Source organism: Inquilinus sp., assembly GCF_039594555.1.
Taxonomy (GTDB): Bacteria; Pseudomonadota; Alphaproteobacteria; order DSM-16000; family Inquilinaceae; genus Inquilinus.
Window position 1 is genome coordinate 1 of the sequence record NZ_JBCNNF010000080.1, and the last position, 20,474, is coordinate 20,474.

Here is a 20,474-nt window from a genome sequence, read left to right on the forward strand (position 1 = left end):
AAGAAAAGAAATAGTCAAAGCTGACCGCCTATCTGCTGACGCTGTGACGGTCATGGAAGGAGGAACCGGCATGACGGATCGGATCGCGGCCGCGGCGCTGGCGGCCTTCCTGCTGGCGGCGCCCCCGGGTTGGGCCCAGACGACGGACAGCCCGACCACCCCGGCGCCGGGCAATCCGGCGACCACGCCGGCCGGGACGCCGGAGGCGAAGCCGGGCACGCCGGCGCCGCATCGGCCGAACACCTCGGACCAGGTCTTCGCCGTCGCCGCGGCGCAGGGCGGCCTGGCCGAGGTGGCCTTCGGCAAGCTGGCCGAGGCGCAGGGCGGCAGCGATGCGGTGCGCGATTTCGGCCGGCAGATGGTGCGAGACCACGGCAAGGCGAACGACCGGCTGGCCGGGCTGGCCAAGGCGGCCGGCATCGTCCTGCCCCGGGAGATGGATGCCGAACACCAGGCGATCCACGACCGGCTGAAGGGGCTGAAGGGCGACGATTTCGACCGTGCCTATATCGCCAGCCAGATCGCCGACCATCAGGTCACGGCGCAGCTGCTGGAATACGAGATCGGCTCCGGCCAGGACGAAGGGCTGAAGGCCTTCGCCACAGAGACCCTGCCGGTCGTGTTCCATCACCTGCAGATGGCGCAAGGGCTGAACACGGAGATGGCCGCGGCCAGCACCGCGCCCCCGGTGCCGAAGGCGAAATGAAGCCCGGCAATGAGCACCGCGGGGCGAGGAGCAGGAACCAACCGGCCGTCCGAATCCGTTGGCACGGATCGAGTTGACAAGGACGCGCCGCCGGCGCCAAGCCCATGGTGATCGCAAATGGCCAGGCTTCGTTCCAGCATCGCCCTCATCCTCATTCTGTCCGGCTGCACCGGCCAGGCACCGCCTTCGGCCACGCCCGATCCGGCCGTGGCCCAGAAGGTCCGCAGCCAGATGGGGAAGGAGGCCTGCTCTGGCCGGGTCGCCGGCGCCCTGACAGCGCGTCATCTCACCGCCAGCGACATCGCCGGGGTCGAGCTGGCGCCATACACGCCCGGCTATCCGACCGAATACAGCCTTGCGCTGCGCCAGGTCTGGGTCCGGCAGACCAACCGGCCCGGCACGATCATCGTCCGGTACGATCCACGCGACTGCCGGATCGCCACGGTCGACGAGCAGAGCGGGGCGATGCTGCCGCCCGCCTGAGGCCGTCGGCCGGCTCCGAGCTTAACGGGCGGCGGGGCAGCGGGCGTCGAGGGAGACACGGCTCTCCTCCTTCTGCTTGTGCTTGCGATGGGCGGTCGGCGGCTCGAGCCACAGCAGGGCGACCAGCGATCCCAGCACCAGGATCCCGCCGGCCAGCATCTCGATCGTCGGCGCTTCGCCGAGTACGGCCCAGCCGAGCGCCACGGCGACGATCGGGTTGACAAAGGTGTAGGTTCCGACCACCGGCGGTGGCACCCGCTCCAGCAGCCAGACATAGGCGCCGAAGGCGACGACCGTGCCCATGAGCGTCAGGTGCAGCCAAGCGAGGCCCGGCACGCCGATGAGGCCGGCCGGGTCGATCCGCGGCATCTCGCCGGTGGCGGCGCCGAGGCCGAGCAGCACCAGCCCGCCGGTGACCAGGGCCGCCCCGCCCAGGGCATGCGCCGGGGTCTCGCCGGATTGCCGCTCCGACACCACCGTGCCGAGCGCCCAGGACAGGCTGGCACCGAGCAGCATCAGGATGTCGGCCGCGCCGGCGCCGGCCAGGGCAGGCCAGGCGGTCAGCGCCACGCCGGCAAAGCCGGGGGTGAGGAGCAGGAGCGCGCGCGGCCGGGCCGGTTTGCCGAGCGGCAGCGCCAGGCCGGCCAGCACGGTCCAGAACGGGATGGTGGCGAGCAGGATCGAGGCAAGGCCGGTGGGCACGCGCTGCTCCGCCACCGCCAGAACGCCGTGGCAGCCGACGAAGAACAGCAGGCCGCAGGCCGCACCGACCAGCCAGCCGCGCCGGCCTAACCGGGCGCCGCGGGTGCGGGCGAAGGCCAGCAGGATCAGCCCGCCGGCAACCGAGCGTGAGCCCATCAGGACGAAAGGCGGGATCGCGGGCAGCGCCAGGGCGATGGCGAGGTAGGTCGAGCCCCAGACGAGATAGATCGCCGCGAAGGCCGCCGCGAGGCGGTACCGCATGCTGGCCATCCGTATCCGAAGTGATAACCTTATAAGGGGTTACTATGGAGGCAACGCGTGGCCGGACCCGGCAGTTCCCGATCCCCGGAACGGACGGAGGAGCTCTGCATCCGCTTCGTCAACACGATGGCGTGGCGGCGCCGGCAGCCGAGCGAGGAGCGGCTGCCGACGCCGGAGGCGTTGCGGCGCTGGCTCGGCGCCAATGGCCTGGCGGAGCCTCCCGGTGGCATCGCGCCGGACCGGATGGCGGCGCTTCATGACGCGGCGCTGACGCTGCGCGAGGCGATCTATCGCGCGCTGCTGGCGGTGGCGGCGGGCGGGGCGCCGGCTGCGGACGATCTGGCGCTGCTCAATGGCCGGCTGGCCGGCCCCGGGGCGGAGATCGCGCCGGTTGGCGACGGCGTAGCCTGGCACGGCCGCCCGGCCGATCCGCTCGGCCTACTGCAGCCGATCGCATTGTCCGCCGCGGCGCTGCTGACCGGGCCCCGCGCCCGCCGGGTGCGGCAGTGCCAGGACGAGCAGGGCTGCGGCTGGCTGTTCATCGATGAAAGCCGGGCGCAGAACCGGCGCTGGTGCTCGATGGGCGATTGCGGCAACCGGGCCAAGGCCAGCCGCCACCGCGCCCGGCTGCGCCGGCTCGAGGAGAGGAGAGCGTAGAAGGTCTTCGCGGCATTGGCCCGTTTGCCGGATGCGGTTCAGTGCTCGCGATTATCAGCGGGATCAGGCCGGCCCCTCGGATCTCCAGAGAGAGAGAGAGATGAATTGAGGTCGGATCACTGCATCGCAGGGAACAGCAGGATGTCGCGCCTTCGCGTTGCCTCTCCCGCCGGACGCGGGAGAGGTCGAACGTCCGCAGGACAGCCGGGTGGAGGCGGGTCCCGGCCTCGACAAACTCCTCTCACCCGGAGCCGCTTCGCGTCTCCGGCCTCTCCTCCAGCGCTGCCGCCACTGCCGCGGCTTCTACGGCGCCAGCTCGATGGAGCGCCTGCCCACCGAGCAGGCCCTGACCGCCCAGACCCGTGCCTTCAAGCAGGTCTCGTTCTGACGATTGGCCTTGCGGACGAACGCAGGCGCGTCACCGCCACTTCATCACGCCCTGCCCGGGCGAGACCAGCCACAGCGCGCCATTGGCCGCGACCCGGGCGTAGAGCGCGAAGGGAAACGCCAGGCCCTGGTTCTGCGCCGTCCAGCCGGACACGCCGTCGGCGCTGGTGACCACGCCCTGGCTGGTCGTGGCGTAGCCGCCGGCCTGGACCGCGCTGGAGCTGCCGAAATAGACGCGGCCGGTGCCGGCATGGACGGTCACGGTCCGGGCCTGGTCGTCGGCCCGCACGCGGGTCCAGCTCTGGCCGTAATCCGCCGAGCGGTAAAGGCCCTTGCCGCTGCCCTTGACCGCGACCCAGATGTTGCCGCCGCGGCTGGCCAAGTCCATCGGCCCGCTATAGCTCCAGACGTCGTGCAGCCAGTGCTGCCCCGGGGTCCAGCCGCTGGTCATGGCGGCGGGCAGGGTCACCTGGCTCCAGGTGCCGGCACTGCCGCCCTGCCAGGAGCGGTAGATCGCGCCCGCCGACAGGGCCAGCACGCCGTTGGTCGCGGTGTAGTAGATCCGGAAGCAGTCGTCGTTCGGGCAGTCCAGCACCTGCGCCCAGGAGGCGCCGTCATCCTCGCTGAGATACACGTCGCCATTCACCGCGGCGTACAGCCAGCGGTAATTGGTGGTGCTGTCGGGGGCCACGGCCAGCCCCTCCAGCCGCCGGATCGGGCTTGGCAGGCCCTGGGTGATGTTCTGCCAGGTCGCGCCCTTGTCCGTGCTCTTCAGCAGGTACATCGGCTCGGCGCAGGGCGAGCCGCAATTCTCCATGTTGCCGCCCAGCTGGGCCCAGACCACATTGGCGCGGCTGGGATCCGCGATCACGCTCAGGCTGTTGCCGCCCTTGCCGGCCCAGCCGCCGGTGTAGGCCGCGGCGTTCAGGCTGGTCCAGCTGCTGCCGCCGTCATCCGAGCGCCACAGGCCGAGATCCATGTAGCCGGCATAGACCAGGTTGGCGTCCACCGCGCTCTGCTCGACCACGGTCGGCACGACATTGTCGATGCCGCGCGAGCGCCACTTGCCGCTGACGGCGGTGGAGACGCTGTCGCTCCAGGCCTTGCCGCCGTTGCTGCTGGCGTAGAGGAACTGGTTGTTGGTCCACAGCACCGTGTTCGGGGTCGACGGCTTCGAGCCGATGGTCTGGCCCAGCCCCTGGTAGCTGAAGCCCATGCCCCAGACCTCGTCGGCCTGGGACCAGCCGCCGGTGACGCTCAGGGTGTACTTCGTCCAGCTCGCCCCGGCATTGGTGCTCTCCCACAGGAAACTGCCATAGGTCCCGGCGGGGCGCAGCGCCTGGTCGTCGAGGCCGACGATCCGGACATGGCTGGCATTGGTCGAATCGGCGAGGATGATGCCCGACGGCGCCTGGGTGCCGGAGGTCAGCAGCGTCCAGGAGAATCCGGTCTCCACCGATTTGTAGACCCGCGGGGCGTTGCCGGTGGCGGCCACCGTCGCATACATCAGGTTCAGGTTCGACGGGTCCAGCCCGTAGGCGATGTCGACCAGCTTGCCCTGCTGCGGGTCCATCCTGGTGAAGGTGTGGCCGCCATCCGTGGAGAAATCGGCCTCGTACACCACCTGGCTTTCCGGGCGGTCCGGGAAGCGCCCGCGGCCGCTGACCGCCCAGACGCCGTCGGGGTCAACCGGATGGGTGCGCAGCCCGGTGATGCGCAGGCTGGCCGGGAGGTTCGACCCCGTCGCGGCCCAGCTCTGGCCCGCATCGTTGGAGCGGATGATGTAGGGGCTCAGGCTGTCCCATTGCGGATGCACCGCGGCGTAGACGATGTTGGGATCGGCCGACACGGCGATGGCGGCGATGTAGCCGCTGGCATAGGTCCGGCTGAAGCCGGTGCCGTTGCTGTTGCCGACGAACAGCCCGCTGTCGGTGCCGACCAGCAGCTTGCCCGCGGGATGCGCGGCGATCGAGGCGATATGGGTGGCGGTCAGGCCCTGGGCCGATCCCACCGCGGTCCAGCTGGCGCCGGCATCGGTGCTGAGATAGACGCCGCCGAGATCCGAGCCGACGGCCCAGTACCCCTCGCTGGTCACGACCGGCGAGTTGAACGCGCCGCCGCCGCCGGGATTGCCGGGCTTCCAGCTCAGCTGCGCCTGGGCAAGCCCCGGCGCGAGCAGGAACAGCGCCGCCAGCAGGACGGCCGTGAGTCTCTGAGTCACCGGGTCCCCCTCCGGTTGGTTGTCAAACAGGCCTGACCCGCGGCTCAAAACCGCCCGATACCCGCCATGCGCAGGACGCGGCCGCCGCCGCGGATGGTCTTCGGCATGGAACGGATCCGTTCATCCAGCGCCGCAAAATCGATCCGGCTTGCTGGAGTCCGGGAGGCTCAAGGTCTTCAGTCGCGAATCACTTCCTATAAATGCCGCCTCAGGCGGCCACATTCCCGCGGTGGACGCAAGGTGTCATCGCCGGCATGACCAAGGATGTTTGACAGAAATCTGACTGATTTGAATTGAAATCAGAAAACTGCCAATCTGCCAGCAACGAAATCGGCAGAAGGGGAGGTTCCATGGTATCCGAGGACAGGGGCGGTTCGCCCGCGGATCTCACAGCCCGGATCGACGCGCTGTTCACGCCCTGGGCCAAGGCGGACTCCCCAGGTGCGGTGGTCGCGGTGCGGCGCCACGGGCGGGAGATCCATCGCGGCTGCTACGGCCTGGCCCAGCTGCCGCACCGCATCCCGCTGACCGGCCGCAGCGTTATGCGCATCGCGTCGCAGACCAAGCAGTTCACCGTGCTGCTGGCCCTGATGCTGGAGAGCGAGGGGAAGCTGTCGCTGCAGGACGATGTCCGGCGCCACCTGCCCTGGCTGCCGGACTTCCCGCGCACGGTCACGCTGCAGCACCTGGCCGCCAATGTCTCGGGCCTGCGCGACTATGTCGAGATCATGGAGCTGGGCGGCCACTCGCCGCTGTCGCCCGCGCCGCGCGCGATGCTGCGCCGGGTCCTCCGCGAGCATGCCGGGGTGAACTTCCCGGCCGGCGATGACCTGATCTACTGCAATGCCGGCTTCCTGCTGCTGTACGAGGTGATCGAGCAGGTCTCCGGCCGCAGCTTCAACGAGTTGCTGCGCGAGCGGATCACCGGCCCGCTGGGCATGGACCAGACCCTGCTGATGAAGCAGGACGACGAGATCGTGCCTTATCTCGCCGACCATCACACCCGCGGGCCGGACGGCGGATGGCGACGTGCCTGGGCCGGCGAGGAGGCGAATGGCGATGGCGGCATAGTCTCCTCGGCCGACAACATGATGATCTGGCTGGCCAATCTGAACGACCCCAAGGTCGGCGGCGCGGAGCTGGCGCGGATGGCCCGGCCGGGCGCGACGGTGAACGGCCGGCCCAGCCCCTACGGGCTCGGGCTGGTGACCACGACCTATCGCGGCCACCGCAGCATCGGCCATGGCGGGGCGATGGCGGGCGCCCGGTCGGAGGGGATGCGCTTCCCCGATCTCGGCCTCGACATCGTCATCCTGGCCAACACCGACGACATCACGCCCTTTTCCATGGCCCGGCGGATCGTCGACGCGGTGCTGGGCCATCCGCCAGGCCCGCCGCATTCGGCGGCGGCCGGCGCCCGCTTGGCCACGGCGGCGGGCCTGTATCACGACGCGGCGACCGACGACGTCTTCGCCATCGCCCCCAAGAACGGCGTGCCGGTGATGGGCGGCAATGGCGGCAAGACGCAGATCGAGGAGGTCGAGCCCGGCGTGTTCCAGCCGGAGCGCGGCATCATCCCGCTGCGGCTGAGCCTGCGGCCGGACGGCGACATCGACGCCGACTGGTTCGGCCGCCGGCGCCTGTATCGCCGCCTGCGCGATGCGGCCCCGGCCGTGCCCGCCGATGCCGCCGGCCGCTACGGCGACCCCGCCGTGGCGCTGGAGGCGGAGATCGCGATCGAGGGCGAGACGGCGCGGCTGCGCCTCCGCTCCTCCTTCGCCACGCTCGACGCGGTGCTGCGGCCGGTGGCGCCCGGCCTGCTGCTGGCCCGGCCGGCGGCAGCGGCGGAGGGGCCGGAGCCGGAGGTGCCGTCCTGGCTTTGCGCCGTGCGAGTGCTGTCGGATGCGATCGTGATCAACAACGACCGCACCCGGAGCCTGCGGCTGCCGCGGCTGGGCTGACCGTCAGGCGGCCGGCACGTCGTCGCGGACCAGGTCCTCGACCGTGTCCGGCCGCCGGATCCAGGCGACGCCGCGGTCGCGGCGCAGCATCACCGCCCCGGCCCGGCGCCGGCCGCAATAGGGGAACATCTGCTCCAGCGCATAGGCGCCGACATCCAGCAGGGCGACGATGTCGCCCGGCCTGGTGATGGCCGCCAGGCCGCGGTGCCGGGGCAGCCGCACCACCGCCGCCTCGAGCCCCGCATCGTCCGGCCGGGTCCGGCGCAGGGCGTCGTAGAGATGCTCGCCCTCGACGTCGAAGAAGCAGTCGGCGGAATCGCAAAGCGGCCCGACCACGCGGAACGGCGCCTCCGCTTCCCCCATCCGGTTGGCGGTGACCATGTGGAAGTACCAGCGCACCGCCGCGGCATCGATCAGCGTGTGGTAGCCGGCATCCAGGAACAGCCAGGGCTGCGCGCCGCGGTGCTTGATGTTCTCGACCGTGGTCAGCAGCACCGCGGCGTCGCCGACGATGGCGCGGCCCGGCTCGAACAGCAATTCGACATCCGGCCCCAGCTCGCGCGCGGCCTCGGCCGCCACCCGGCCGACCATCGCCGCCGCATCCTCGGCCGCGTCGAACGCGTCCAACCCGCCGGCGTCGCCATGCACGTAGCGCACCGGATAGCCGCCGCCGAGATTGACGTGGCGCAGCTTCCGGCCCAGCCAGGCGGCGATCTCCCGCGCCTGCCGGGCCATGAACCGCGTGCCGTCGCGGAAGGCGTCGGGATCGGCAACCTGGGAGCCGATGTGGCAGTGCAGGCCGATGATCCCGACCGCGTCGGCGAATTCCGCGGCGATGCCACGCACCTCCGCCAGATCCTCCGGCATCATGCCGAACTTGCTGTCGCTGCCGCCGGTGCGGATGCCGGGCGTGGCGCCGCCCTCGACCCCCGGCACCAGCCGCAGCGCCACCTCCGCCCGCCGGCCCATCGCCCGCCCCGTCTCGCCGATCCGCCGCAGCTCGAACGGCGAATCGACGTTGATCGCCTTGATCCCCCGGCCGATCGCCTCCCCGATCTCCTCGACCGTCTTGGCCACGCCGTTGAAGACGATGCGGCCCGGCGCGACGCCGGCGGCCAGCGCCTTGTACAGCTCGCCGCCGGAATTGACCTCGACGCCCAGCCCCTCCTCCCGCACCGCGGCCAGCACCGACAGGTTCGAGCAGGCCTTGCTGGCGTAGCAGACCAGCACGCGCGGATGCCCGGCCTCCGCCGCCCGGCGGAACCGCGCGGCATTGCCCCGCAGCCGCGCCTCGGAGAAGACGAAGAGCGGCGTGCCATGCGCCTGCGCCAGCGCGACCAGGTCGTGGCCGTCGAGCGACAACCGTCCGTCCGCCGCGCCGTAGCCGCGCGGCGGCGTGACCGCGAGATGGTTCATGATCCCCTCCCCAGCGACCGCGAGCGGGTCAGAGGCTCATCTCCGGGTCCAGCGGGTAGATCGGCCGCGGCACGTTCCGGTACGGCATCTGCCGGTAGTTCAGCGTGCACAGGGCGCCGCTGCTGCAGACGATGACCTTGCCGGCGATCGGCTCGAACGCCGCCCGGAAATGCTGCATCGACTTCAGCCCGACCACGCGATGCGCCGCGGGGTCGATGCCGAAGGCGCGGAACTGCTGCAGGTCCAGCATCTGCGACGGCTCGCTGACGACCAGCACGGTGATGCCGTCGACCTGGATCACCGCGCTCGGCCCGAAGCTGAACTCAATGCCGCCCAGCATCGGCCCGTCGCCGACCAACTTGCCGTCGCTGGTCCACAGCAGCGTCGCCGACACCTCCAGCGGGCCGCCTCCAAAGCGCGGGTCTGTCTTGCCGCCCAGCCGCAGCCGCTGGGTCTCGCCGGCCTTGGCCCGGTGCAGCTGCTGCACCGTCTCGGGGTCGACGATCGGGCCGAAGCAGGCCTTGCCGATGCCGGCCTGCAGCAGCGCCCCCAGCAGCGTGGTGGCGTCGCCATAGCCGCCGGCGCCGGGATTGTCGGCATAGTCGGCGATGATCAGCGGCCGGTCACCCTGCCAGTCCCGCGCGATCGCCGCCGCCTCGGCCACGCTGTGGAAGGTGTTCAGCACGTCGAACCGGGCGTCCCAGATTCTGCCGGCGATGCTCTCGGCGAAGGCGCGGTGCGGCCCCTCCTCCCCCTCATAGGTCACCAGCACGGTCGGCCCGACCTCCGGGATGTCGGCATTGGGGAAGGCGCCGTTGATGCTGACCGCGAAGGCGCCGCTGCGCCCCTCATAGGCCCGCGCCTCCGCGATCCAGCCGACCATCGGGCCGATATCGGTGCGGCCGGCATTGATCTCCTCCAGCATCGGGCGGCGGACCAGCAGCGTCCTCGGCCGGATCTCGCCCGCCATGGTCCGGTGCAGCAGCCCGCCGGCATGGCGCGCGATCTCCCGCATGTCGATATGCGGGTAGGTCTTGTAGGAGATGATGATGTCGGCGTGCCGGCACATCTTCTCGGTGACGTTGGCATGCGGGTCGAGCGTGATCGCGATCGGCAGGCCGGGCCCGACCACCTCGCGCAGCCGCTCCAGCAGCTCGCCCTCCCCGTCCGGCGAGAAGTCGGTGACCATGGCGCCGTGCAGGGCCAGCAGGATGCCGTCCAGCGCGCCCTTCGCCTCCGCTGCCGCGCGCACGATGGCGCCACCCAGCCGGTCGAAGGCGTCGCGGGTCACGGGGCCGGCCGGCTCGGCCGCGGCGCTCAGCACATGACGCAGGGTCCAGCCATGCTCGCGCGCGACGTCGCGGAAGCCGGCGATGCCGGTGTTGGCGTCACCCAGGGCGCGGATCGCATCCTCGCCGAAATACAGCTCGCGCCGGGCGAAGGCGTCGTAGTCGGTCGGGTGGATGTTGAAGGTGTTGGTCTCGTGCGCGAATTCGGCGGTCAGGACGCGAAAGCTCATGGTTGCTCCTCCGGTCGGCCTCTGATGGGCCTTCAGGTCAACGGGTGGTGGCAGGCCGCCTGCTGCCCGCCGGCATGGCCCGGCACGGCGGCCAGCGTCGGCAAGGTTCGGCGGCACAGATCGGATGCGCGGGGGCAGCGCGCGGCGAAGGCGCAGCCCAGCGGCGGGTCCCAGCCGCTGGGGATCTCGCCGGACAGGCGGGTGATCTGCCGGCGGCGGCGCGGGTCGGGCTCGAAGGTGCTGTCCAGCAGCGCCCTGGTGTAGGGATGGGCCGGCTGCGCCCCGCTGGGCAGCATCTCGACGATGCGGCCCAGATACATCACCAGGATCCGGTCGCAGAAGTACCGGACCAACCCGAGGTCGTGCGAGATGAACAGGTAGGTCAGCCCGAACTCGCGCCGGAGCCGGTCCAGCAGCGCGATGATCTGGGCCTGGACCGAGACGTCGAGCGACGCCGTCGGCTCGTCCAGCACCACCAGCGACGGCCGCAGCGCCAGGGCGCGGGCGATGCCGACGCGCTGCTTCTGCCCGCCGGACAGCTGGTGCGGATAGGCCCGCGCCAAAGCGGGCGCCAGCCCCACCATCTCCAGCAGGCCGGCGACCTCGCCCTCCCCCGGCGGCAGGCGCTGCACCCGGAACGGCTCCAGCAGCGCGTCGCGGACGGAGTAGCGCGGATCGACCGCCGAATACGGGTCCTGGAACACCAGCTGCATCCGCCGCCGCAGCCGGCGCAGCTCGCCCCGCGCCAGGCCGCCGACATCCTGTCCGTCGAAGCGGATGCTGCCGGCGCTGGCGGGGATCAGGCGCAGCACCAGCCGCGCCAGGGTGGACTTGCCGCAGCCGGATTCGCCGACGATCCCGACCACGCTGCCGCGGGGGACGGCGAAGGAGACGTCGCTGACGGCGTGGAACACGCGCCGGCGGAACAGCCCGCCGCCGGCGAAGCGCCGGCTGAGCCCGGTGATGGAAAGGAGCTCGCTCATGCCGCCTCCGCCAGGTGGCAGGCCGCGCCGTGGCCGTCGGGGTCGCCGCGCAGCGCCGGCACATCCGCGCGGCAGCGGTCGGTGGCGCAGGGGCAGCGGGGATGGAAGCGGCAGCCCGGCGGGTGGTCGGCGGCCCCGGGCACGATGCCGGGAATGCCGCTCAGCCCCCCGGGCGGCGTGTCCTCGCGCGGGATGCAGCGGATCAGCGCCTGGGTGTAGGGATGCCGGGGCTGGCCGAAGATGGCGCCGACCGGCGCCCGTTCGACCACCCGGCCGCAATACATCACCGCCACCCGGTCGCAGGTCTGGGCCACCACGCCCATATCGTGGGTGATCAGCACCAGGGCCAGGCCGCGGTCGCGCACCAGCTCGACCAGGATCTGCACGATCTGGGCCTGCACCGTGACGTCCAGCGCCGTCGTCGGCTCGTCCGCCACCAGCAGGTCGGGGTCGCCCGCCAGGGCCATGGCGATGACGATGCGCTGCTTCATGCCGCCGGACAGCTGGTGCGGGTACATCCCGTACACCGCGGCCGGGTCGGGGATGCGCAGATCGGCCAGCAGGTCCAGGCTGCGGGCGCGGGCGGCGCGCCGGTCCAGCCCGAGATGCAGCCGGGCCGACTGGTCGATCTGCGGCCCGACCCGCATCATCGGGTCCAGCGAGGTCATCGGGTTCTGGGTGATCAGCGCCATGCGGCCGCCGCGCAGCCGGCGCAGCCGCCGCTCCGGCAGCCCCACCAGCTCCTGCCCGTCGAACCGGATCTGCCCGGCCTCGATCCGGCCGCCGATGCGGGGCAACAGGCCCATCACCGCCATCGCGGTCAGCGACTTGCCGGAGCCGGATTCGCCGACCACGCCCAGGATCTGGCCGCGGTCGACGGCGAAGCCGACATCGTCCACCGGGGCCAGCGGGCCGATGCCGATGCGCAGCCCTTCCACGGTCAGCAGCATCTCAGGCCTCCCGCAGCCGGGCGCGGATGTCCAGCGCCGCGATCAGGGCGTCGCCGAACAGGTTCAGGAACACGACGGTCAGCGCCACCGCCAGGCCGGGCAGCAGGATCACCCAGGGTGCGATGAACAGCTGGGCGGACCCGGCGCTCATCATCGCGCCCCAGCTCGGGGTCGGCGGCTGCGCCCCCAGGCCGAAGAAGCCCAGCGTCGCCTCCAGGATGATGGCGTCGCCGGTGGCCAGCATCGCCGCCACCAGCACCGGGGCCAGGGCGTTGGGCAGCAGATGGGCGAACAGCACATGGCCGTGGCCCGCGCCGAGATTGACCGTGGCCTCGACATAGGTCTCGCCCTTCAGCGACAGCACCTGGGTGCGGGTCAGCCGGGTGAACTGGGCGAGATAGGCGATGGCGATGGCCAGCAGCACGCCCTGCAGCCCGGGGCCGATGATCGCCACCAGGATCAGGGCGATCAGGATCTCCGGGAACGACCAGGTCAGGTCGACCGCCACCATCACCGTGCGGTCGAAGGCGCCGCCGAAATAGCCGCAGGCGGCGCCCAGGGCCAGGCCCAGCAGCACCGACACGCCGATCGCGGTGACGCTGACCGACAACGAGGTGCGGGCCCCGTTCAGGATGCGCGACAGCACGTCCCGGCCCAGCTCGTCGGTGCCCAGCAGATGCCCGGCCGAGGGCGGCTGGTTGACGATCGACAGGTCCTGCTGGTCGTAGGGATACGGCGCCAGCCAGGGGGCGAAGACGGCGCCGGCCACCAGCAGCAGCAGGTACAGGCCGGCGATGCCGCCCTTGACGGTCGACAGGGCGGAAAGGAGGGCGGGGCGGCGGGTCATGACGGCCGGGCCTCGCGCTGGCGCGGGTCCATCGCCGCCTGGACGATGTCGCCCAGCAGCGTGCCCAGGATCACCGCCATGGCCAGCATCAGCAGGCAGCCCTGCACCAGCGGATAGTCGCGCTGGTTCAGGGCGCGGATCAGCAGCGACCCCAGGCCGGGCCGGGCGAAGACGTATTCGATGGCCACGGCGCCGCCCAGGATCCAGCCGATGCGCAGTCCCAGCACGGTCACGACCGGCAGCAGCGCGTGACGCAGCACATGGCGCAGCTGGATGGTCCAGGGCGGCAGGCCCTTGGCGTGCAGCAGCAGCACGAAATCCTGCCGCGACGCCTCGATCATCGCCACCCGGGTCACCCGCGCCACCAGGGCGATGCCGCCGGCGCCCGCGGCGATCACCGGCAGGATCAGCGAGGTCCAGCCGCGCGCACCGGACACCGGCACCCAGCCCAGCGACACGGCGAAGACCAGGATCAGCAGCAGCCCCAGCCAGAAGCCGGGAACGGTGGAGCCCAGCAGGATCAGCCCGGTCACCGCATCGTCGATCCGGCTGCGGTGGAAGCTGGCCGCCAGCACTCCGGCAGCGACGCCGACGAGGGTCGAGAAGGCCAGCGCCAGCCCGCCCAGCGCCAGGCTGAACGGCAGGTTCTGGGCGATCAGGTCGGCGACCGGGCGGCGCTGGATGATGGCGGTGCCGAGATCGCCGGTCAGCAGCCGCCCCATCCACACGACATATTGCTCGGCCAGGCTGCGGTCGAGGCCGTATTTGGCCGCGATCTGCGCTCGCTGCGCCGGGGTCGACCCGACCCGCATCATGTTGTCGATCGGGTCGCCCGGCACCAGGTGAATGATGAGGAACACCACCACCGAGACCACCAGGAAGACCGGCACCAGCAGCGCCAGGCGCCGCAGCACAAAGGCGATCATCTCGGCCTCCCGGTCCGCGCCGCGCTACTCGGCGACCTTGAGGTCGACGAAGGTCTGCTGACTCAGCTGCGGGCCGCGGATCACGGCAGGCACCTGCAGCCGGGTCTTGTTGAACGCCATGTTCTGCGCCGGCTCGTAGATCGGCGCGAAGACGAACTGGCTCAGCAGGTATTCGTGATACTTGCGGAAATTCGCCTCGCGCTCGGCCCCGGTGTGGGACTGGTGCATGGCGATCTCGTTCAGCGCCTCCGACTTCGGGTCGTTCCACATCGCCACGTTCGGATAGAACAGGCGCTTGCCGCTGAAGCACCAGTCGAGGATGTCGGCGTTGTTCCAGCCATAGGTGCTGATCACCAGCTGGTGCTCGCCCTTCTTGTACTGGTCGCGGATGGTGCTGGTGTCGAAGACGGTGATGGCGGCGTCCATGCCGATGGCCTTCAGCTGGGCCTGCACGATCTCGGCGATGCGCTTGAACTCCGTCTCCGCCCGCGTCCACAGCTTGACCGACAGGCGCTTGCCGTCCTTGACCCGGATGCCGTCATCGGCGCGGACCCAGCCGGCCTCGTCCAGGATCTTGTTGGCCCGGGCGGCGTCGTAGCGGATCTCGACCTTCGGATCGACCTTCGATTCCGGCAGCGACGCGATCAGGAACTGGTGCGCCTCGGTGCCGACGCCGTTGTAGACGGTCTTCAGGATCGCGGCCTGGTCGATCGCCAGCGCCGTCGCCTCGCGGACCCGGATGTCGGTGAACGGCTCCAGCTGGGTGTTGATCGGCATGTAGGTCACGCCGAAGCCGGGCTGGGTGCGGAAATCGATGTCCGGCTCCGACTTCAGCTGCGACAGGTAGTCGGTGGGCAGGTCCAGCAGCATGTCGACGCCGCCGGTCTTCAGCTCCAGGAAGGCGGTCGACTGGTCCGGGATCTCGCGCAACGTCAGCCGCTCGATATGCGGCGGGCCCTGGTTCTCCGACAGGTCGGTGCCCCAGGCGTAGTCGTCGTTGCGGACCAGCACGGTCTCCTGCCCGACCGTGAAGCTCTCCAGCTTGTACGGGCCGGTGCCCACCGCCTCGGTCACGCCATAGCCGTCGCCGGCGGCGTCGAAAGCCTTCGGGCTGGGGATGCCCATGAAGGCGCTGGCGAGGTTGAAGATCAGGTTCGGCTCCGGCCGCTTCATCACGAAGCGCACCGTGTAGTCATCGACTGCCTCGACATGGTCGATCGCGTCGACCATGAACTCGTTCTCGGTGCCCTTGTATTTCGGGATCCACCAGACGATGGTCTGGGCGTTGAACGGCTCGCCATCGGTGAATTTGACGCCCTGGCGCAGCTTGAAGGTCCAGCTCATGCCGTCCGGGCTGGACTCCCACGACGTGGCGAGATGCGGGTGATAGGACTGGTCGGCGTCCTGCTCGACCAGCCGGTCGTAGATCAGCGACGCGCCGGTGTTGAGGATGGCGCCGCGGATCGGGTCGTAGTTCGGCACGCCGGCCTCGGCACTGCCCAGCACCACCACGGCCTCCTGCGCCGCCGCCGGCCGCAGCGGCAGCATCGCCGCCAGGGCCAGGCCCAGCACGCCGGCCAGGCGGACTCCGCCTGTCGTCAGTCCCGTCATGTCCTGCCTCCGTGTTTCCGTCTTTGTCCTGGCCGGCCGCGTCAGCGGTCGGGGATGCGGCCGACATGGCCGATGAAGTCGTTGTACAGTTCCGCGATCCGGTTCAGCCGGTCCTCGACCTCGGGGCCCAGCTCGCTGAAGATGCCGTTCAGCAGCAGCTGGATCAGCGACACCATCGGCGCGGTCGAATCCCAGAACAGGTTGATCTCGGTCGGCACCGCGAAGACCTCGGTGGCGCAGTCATGGCCCCAGTCGCAGAACTGGTCGGTCACCAGGGTCACCGGCATTCCGGCGTCCCGCGCCCGCCGCGCCAGCAGCGGCGCCTGCTGCGAGTAGCGGCGGGCATCGAACAGCACCAGCGCAGCGCTGTCCGGATCGGTCAGCAGCACCTCGGCGAAGTTGCCGGAGGACAGGTCGACCAGATGCACCCCGTCGCGCAGATAGCGCAGCTGATGCACCATGATCGCGGCGATGCCGCGCTCGGTCTGGAAGCCGGCGACGAAGACCCGCGGCACCGTCGCCAGCCGCCGCACCACCGTCTTCCACTGCGGCGTCTGCGCCAGCTCGTAGACCCGGACGATGGCGGCGATCTCCAGCTCCAGGCTGCGGGCCATGTCGCCCCCGCCGCCGCGGCTGCGGGCCTGGAACTCGCGCAGCCGATCGCCGATCAGCCACGGGCTGTCGCCGATGTCGGATTTCAGGTCGGCCTTCAGGTCCTTGAAATGCTGGTAGCCGATAGCGCGACAGAAGCGGCCGACGGTCAGTTCGCTGACACCGACCTTGCGGGCGATGGTGGCCGAGGTCTCGAAGGGCAGCTCGCTCAGATTGGCCAGCATGTAGGTGGCGATGGCGCGCCCCGCCGCGGTCCCGTCCTGCAGGCTTTCGGTCAGTCTCTGGCGCACCGATCCGGTCACGACAAGCTCCCTGTTTCAGGAGAGACTGTCAGCTTTCTGATCATAGCGCAACATAAGGTTGTTTTCTAACAATCGGAACTGCCGACATCACTGCATATGCCGGATTGCAAATGCACTTGCGGCTGCAGCTCCACAACCCAGCACCGAGCAACGGGCATCGCGCCAGATTCCCAAATACGAATCAAAGCACCTGAATATTAACCAAACATATCATTTCATACTTTGATGCTTCGCCTGGCTACGCTTGCGCATTCGATGATCAACCTAGGAACCAGATCTTTCATCACGCTGTTCCTGGAAGCGAACGACTTGACAGAATCTGACGCGAGATTGCCATGGCCGGACCTGCCACCGGAACGCACGGGATCCGCTCGGGAGCAGACCGGCTCCCCAAATCCTCCCAGCCGCGGGCCATGTACAGGCTCCCGGCCCCGCCATCAGACCCCGTTCTGGGGGACCTCCTGCCTCGGATCGCCGGGATGGGATTCGACCACCTTGTCGTGGCCGCCACGCCGGATCCGTTCAGCCTCTCCCGGCTTCTCGCCACGACCGGGCTGATCGCCGGCTCCTGCCGCCAAAACGGGCTCGGGCTGATCCTTGACCTGTCCCTTGCCGACGAAGAGCCTGCGGCTGGCGATGAGCCTCCCGATCCACGCCAGCGGCCCCGGACGCCGGCGATGCCGCCGGACGACGCCACCCTGGCCCGGTTGGCGGAATCGGTCGCCGCCCAGTGCCGGGCCGGCGTCGGCGGCATCATCTGCCCGGCGTCGAGCCCGGACGCGGCGCGCCGCTGGTCGGAGGTCGTCGCGGGGGCGCGTGCCGAGAACGGCCGTCTCTGGCTCGCCGCCAGGACCGATCGGGAGCCGGATCAGGCCCGGCTGCGGGATTGCGGCTTCGACGCCTATGTCTCCACGGCCGGTGCCCTGGAAACATGGTTGCGCTCCCCGCCCGGCCCGGGGCCCCGGATATTGCCGGCGATCACCTGTCCTGAACCGCTCGACGGCCCCCGGCTGGCCGCCCGCATCCGGCATACGCCGCTGTTGCGCCGCGCCTATCTGCGGTCCCTGCGGCTGGCCGCAGCCGTGGGTGAGGGGCTGCTCCTGCCGATGGGGTTTGAGTTTGCCGCGCGGGAGATCCCGGCCGGGACAGCTGAGGACGAGCTGCGTTGGGCCCGGCAGACGGCGCCCTTCGACCTGACCGCGGAGATCGCGTCCGCGATCGCGGCGCTGGGCCGGCGCAGCGACAGACCCGCCGCCCTGCGCGGCCTCAGCGCCCCGGGCGCCACCGTGGTCGCGCTGCTCCGCACCGAGACGGGGCCGAGGCCGGAGCGGGCGGAGCTGATCCTGGCGAATGCGGACCTGCAGCGGCCGTCGGTGGTGCAGCCCGCGCAGCTGCTGCGCGATGTCGGCGGCGATTTCGGCCCGTTCTCCGACCCCCGGGGCGACGCGCCGGCCACGCTGGACGGCAGCCGCCCCATGACGCTCGACCCCGGCGAGACCCGGGTACTGGAGGCGCCGCGCGCGGCGCCCGTCGCAGCCGCCCCTGCGCGCATCGCCGAACTGGACCTGGCCCGCGCGGTCCGGGCGCCACGGGTGGCGATCGAGGCGGTCTCCCCCTCCCCCGGCCATCCCCGCTTCCCGGTCAAGCGCATCGCCGGTGAGAGCGTGCGGGTCGAGGCCGATGTGGTCACCGACGGGCACGAGATCACCGCCGTCGCCCTGCTGTGGCGGCCGGAGGACGAGGAGAGCTGGCGCGAGATGCGCATGGCGCCGACCGGCAACGACCGCTGGGCGGGGGAGTTCCCGCTGGAACGGATGGGCCGCTACCTCTTCGCCGTCGAGGCCTGGCGCGACGTGTTCGCCACCTTCTCGTCCGACCTGCGCAAGAAGCAGCTGGCCGGGCTGGACCTGACCGTCGAGATCGAGGAAGGCCGGCTGCTGCTGGAAGGGGCGCGCGACGCAGCCCGCGGCGAGATCCGGGCCGGGCTGGAGGCGCTGCTGGCCGGCTTCGCCGAGGCCGCGCCGGCGGAACGGCTGGCGCGGCTGCAGGCGCCGGAAACGGCGGCGCTGATGGCCTGGGCGGACCGGCGGCCCTTCGCCGTCCGCCAGGACCCGCCCCAGGCGGTGGATGCAGAGCGCCGCGCCGCCGGCTTCGCCAGCTGGTACGAGCTGTTCCCACGGTCGCAGAGCGGCGACCCGAGCCGGCACGGCACCTTCGACGACGTGATCCGGCGGCTGCCCGCGATCCAGGCCATGGGCTTCGACGTGCTGTATTTCCCGCCGATCCATCCGATCGGCCGGAAGAACCGCAAGGGCCGCAACAACACCCTGACCCCGGGGCCGGACGACCCTGGCAGCCCCTATGCCATCGGATCCGACGAGGGCGGCCACGACGCGATCCACCCGCAGCTCGGTACGATCGAGGATTTCCGCCGACTGCGCGACGCGGCGGCGGAGCATGGGCTGGAGCTGGCGCTGGACTTCGCCATCCAATGCTCCCCCGATCATCCCTGGCTGCGCGAGCATCCCGGCTGGTTCAGTTGGCGGCCGGACGGGTCGATCCGCTACGCCGAGAACCCGCCGAAGAAATATGAGGACATCGTCAATGTCGAGTTCTACGCCGAGGCGGCGGTGCCCGAGCTGTGGCGGACCCTGCGCGACATCGTCGCCTTCTGGGTCGGCGAGGGCGTGCGGCTGTTCCGGGTCGACAACCCGCACACCAAGCCCTTCCCGTTCTGGGAGTGGCTGATCGCCGACATCCGCAGCAGCGATCCCGGCGTGGTGTTCCTGGCCGAGGCCTTCACCCGGCCGAAGGTGATGTACCGGCTGGCCAAGATCGGCTTCTCCCAATCCTACACCTACTTCACCTGGCGCAACGGCAAGGCGGAGCTGACCAGCTACCTGATTGAACTGACCACGACGGCGCCGAAGGACTTCTTCCGGCCGCACTTCTTCGTCAACACGCCGGACATCAACCCGCAATTCCTGCAGACCAGCGGCCGCCCCGGCTTCCTGATCCGCGCTGCGCTGGCGACCACACTGTCCGGCCTGTGGGGCATGTATAACGGCTTCGAGCTGTGCGAGGCGCGGGCCCTTCCCGGCAAGGAGGAATACCTCGACAGCGAGAAGTTCCAGCTGCGCGCCTGGGACCTGGACCGGCCCGGCAACATCGTCGCCGAGATTACCCGGCTGAACCGCATCCGCCACGCCAACCCGGCGCTGCACAGCCATCTCGGCCTGACCTTCTACAACGCCTTCAACGAAAGCATCCTCTACTACGGCAAGGCGACGCCCGACCGCGGCAACGTGCTGCTGGTCGCGGTCAATCTCGACCCGCATCGGCCGCAGGAGGCCGATCTCGAGATCCCGCTGTGGGAATGGGGCCTGCCCGACCACGGCGCCCTGGCGGCCGAGGAGCTGATGACCGGCCGCGCCTTCACCTGGCACGGCAAGATCCAGCACATCCGCCTCGACCCCGCCCTTCCCTTCGCCATCTGGCGCGTCCGTCCGGCGCAGGAGGTGTGACCATGCTCAAGCGCTCCCCCACCCCCGGCTTCGAGGACCCGACCTGGTACAAGGACGCGGTCATCTACCAGCTGCATGTGAAGTCGTTCTTCGATGCCAACGACGATGGGGTCGGCGACTTCAAGGGGCTGATCTCCCGCCTCGACTACATCGCCAGCCTGGGCGTCGACACGCTGTGGCTGCTGCCCTTCTACCCCTCGCCGCGGCGCGACGACGGCTACGACATCGCCGCCTATACCGAGGTGCATCCCGACTACGGCACCATGGCCGATGCCCGCCGCTTCATCGCCGAGGCGCACCGCCGCGGGCTGCGCGTGATCACCGAGCTGGTGATCAACCACACCTCCGACCAGCATCCCTGGTTCCAGCGGGCGCGGCGGGCGAAGCCCGGCTCGGCCGCCCGGAA

Annotated in this window: 16 protein-coding genes and 1 pseudogene; 7 read left to right on the top strand and 10 right to left on the bottom strand. The window is 70.5% G+C overall.

Annotated features, from left to right (window positions below):
- Positions 1-70 precede the first annotated feature (70 nt).
- Positions 71-706 (top strand): DUF4142 domain-containing protein, encoded by a 636-nt coding sequence (locus ABDW35_RS11215; RefSeq protein ID WP_343713954.1) that lies wholly within the window; start codon positions 71-73, stop codon positions 704-706.
- Between the two features lie 117 nt (positions 707-823).
- Positions 824-1,189: a hypothetical protein gene (locus ABDW35_RS11220; RefSeq protein ID WP_343713955.1), complete on the top strand. Its 366-nt coding sequence runs from the start codon at positions 824-826 to the stop codon at positions 1,187-1,189.
- Positions 1,190-1,210: 21 nt separating this feature from the next.
- Here ABDW35_RS11220 and ABDW35_RS11225 read toward each other — a convergent pair whose 3' ends face one another.
- The gene (locus ABDW35_RS11225) at positions 1,211-2,152 is read right to left on the bottom strand and encodes an EamA family transporter (RefSeq protein WP_343713956.1); all 942 of its coding nucleotides are present in this window, start codon (positions 2,150-2,152) and stop codon (positions 1,211-1,213) included.
- 57 nt (positions 2,153-2,209) lie between these two features.
- Between ABDW35_RS11225 and ABDW35_RS11230 the strand changes: the two genes are divergently transcribed.
- Both ABDW35_RS11230 and ABDW35_RS11235 read left to right on the top strand, forming a co-directional pair.
- Entirely contained in the window at positions 2,210-2,809 is a 600-nt protein-coding gene (locus tag ABDW35_RS11230) for an ABATE domain-containing protein (protein WP_343713957.1), read from the top strand.
- 271 nt (positions 2,810-3,080) lie between these two features.
- Positions 3,081-3,197 (top strand): annotated as a pseudogene (locus ABDW35_RS11235) (phosphoenolpyruvate hydrolase family protein); the annotation flags it as partial.
- 30 nt (positions 3,198-3,227) lie between these two features.
- Here the strand turns inward: ABDW35_RS11235 and ABDW35_RS11240 are convergent.
- A complete protein-coding gene (locus ABDW35_RS11240) occupies positions 3,228-5,417 on the bottom strand; it encodes a hypothetical protein (protein ID WP_343713958.1) in 2,190 nt (729 codons plus the stop codon).
- A 350-nt stretch (positions 5,418-5,767) separates the two neighbouring features.
- Between ABDW35_RS11240 and ABDW35_RS11245 the strand changes: the two genes are divergently transcribed.
- Complete coding sequence (locus ABDW35_RS11245) at positions 5,768-7,378, top strand: serine hydrolase domain-containing protein (protein ID WP_343713959.1); 1,611 nt, start codon at positions 5,768-5,770, stop codon at positions 7,376-7,378.
- A gap of 3 nt (positions 7,379-7,381) precedes the next feature.
- Here ABDW35_RS11245 and lysA read toward each other — a convergent pair whose 3' ends face one another.
- The 8 genes from lysA to ABDW35_RS11285 are packed head-to-tail and all read right to left on the bottom strand — an operon-like array spanning position 7,382 to position 16,544.
- Positions 7,382-8,794 (bottom strand): diaminopimelate decarboxylase, encoded by a 1,413-nt coding sequence (gene lysA, locus ABDW35_RS11250; RefSeq protein ID WP_343713960.1) that lies wholly within the window; start codon positions 8,792-8,794, stop codon positions 7,382-7,384.
- Between the two features lie 28 nt (positions 8,795-8,822).
- Entirely contained in the window at positions 8,823-10,313 is a 1,491-nt protein-coding gene (locus ABDW35_RS11255; protein WP_343713961.1) for a M81 family metallopeptidase, read from the bottom strand.
- 32 nt (positions 10,314-10,345) lie between these two features.
- Positions 10,346-11,296: an ABC transporter ATP-binding protein gene (locus tag ABDW35_RS11260; RefSeq protein WP_343713962.1), complete on the bottom strand. Its 951-nt coding sequence runs from the start codon at positions 11,294-11,296 to the stop codon at positions 10,346-10,348.
- Positions 11,293-12,246 carry an ABC transporter ATP-binding protein gene (locus ABDW35_RS11265; protein WP_343713963.1) on the bottom strand — a complete coding sequence of 318 codons (954 nt, stop codon included), beginning with the start codon at positions 12,244-12,246 and terminating at the stop codon, positions 11,293-11,295. Before ABDW35_RS11265 ends, ABDW35_RS11260 begins: the two co-directional genes overlap by 4 nt.
- Before the next feature lies 1 nt (position 12,247).
- On the bottom strand, positions 12,248-13,093 hold the full coding sequence (locus ABDW35_RS11270; protein ID WP_343713964.1) for an ABC transporter permease: 846 nt from the start codon (positions 13,091-13,093) through the stop codon (positions 12,248-12,250).
- Positions 13,090-14,019, bottom strand: coding sequence for an ABC transporter permease (locus tag ABDW35_RS11275; protein WP_343713965.1), 930 nt, complete (start codon positions 14,017-14,019; stop codon positions 13,090-13,092). Before ABDW35_RS11275 ends, ABDW35_RS11270 begins: the two co-directional genes overlap by 4 nt.
- Before the next feature lie 24 nt (positions 14,020-14,043).
- On the bottom strand, positions 14,044-15,630 hold the full coding sequence (locus tag ABDW35_RS11280) for an ABC transporter substrate-binding protein (RefSeq protein WP_343713966.1): 1,587 nt from the start codon (positions 15,628-15,630) through the stop codon (positions 14,044-14,046).
- Positions 15,631-15,671: 41 nt separating this feature from the next.
- Entirely contained in the window at positions 15,672-16,544 is an 873-nt protein-coding gene (locus ABDW35_RS11285; protein WP_034838170.1) for a MurR/RpiR family transcriptional regulator, read from the bottom strand.
- A 677-nt stretch (positions 16,545-17,221) separates the two neighbouring features.
- Here ABDW35_RS11285 and ABDW35_RS11290 point away from each other — a divergent pair.
- Together ABDW35_RS11290 and ABDW35_RS11295 are read left to right on the top strand one after the other, a co-directional pair.
- The gene (locus ABDW35_RS11290; protein WP_343713967.1) at positions 17,222-20,068 is read left to right on the top strand and encodes an alpha-1,4-glucan--maltose-1-phosphate maltosyltransferase; all 2,847 of its coding nucleotides are present in this window, start codon (positions 17,222-17,224) and stop codon (positions 20,066-20,068) included.
- A gap of 2 nt (positions 20,069-20,070) precedes the next feature.
- On the top strand, positions 20,071-20,474 hold a 404-nt coding region (locus ABDW35_RS11295), incomplete at its 3' end, for an alpha-amylase family glycosyl hydrolase (RefSeq protein WP_343713968.1).